The organism is Mesorhizobium sp. M4B.F.Ca.ET.203.01.1.1, assembly GCF_004791025.1.
Classification (GTDB): Bacteria; Pseudomonadota; Alphaproteobacteria; order Rhizobiales; family Rhizobiaceae; genus Mesorhizobium; species Mesorhizobium abyssinicae.
Window position 1 is genome coordinate 1 of record NZ_SRUO01000249.1, and the last position, 295, is coordinate 295.

Below are 295 nucleotides of genomic sequence, written 5' to 3' on the forward strand. Positions count from 1 at the left end.
GGCGCACAATCAGCTTCTCGATTTGAAACGGAAGCTGATTGGCGTGGCGATAGGGCCGCCGCGATCGGTCCGTCAGCCCCTCCAGGCCGCTGTCGTTGTAGCGCGTGAGGATCTTGTAGCCGGTCTTGCGCGAGATATCGAACTCCCGGCAAAGCACCGCCATCTTCTCGCCGTCCAGCAGCCGGGCGACGAACTTCAGCCGCTCTTCCATGACGTTACACTCCTTCCAAGGCACCTTGCTCTCCTTGCAAAGGGCCGAAAGTGTAACCCATCTAGCCGGAATGAACTGTCACCC

The 295-nt window shown here is 59.7% G+C and carries 1 protein-coding gene; it reads right to left on the reverse strand.

Annotated features, from left to right (window positions below):
• On the reverse strand, positions 1–211 hold a 211-nt coding region (locus EN846_RS34535; RefSeq protein ID WP_135928157.1), incomplete at its 3' end, for a helix-turn-helix domain-containing protein.
• Positions 212–295: the final 84 nt, after the last annotated feature.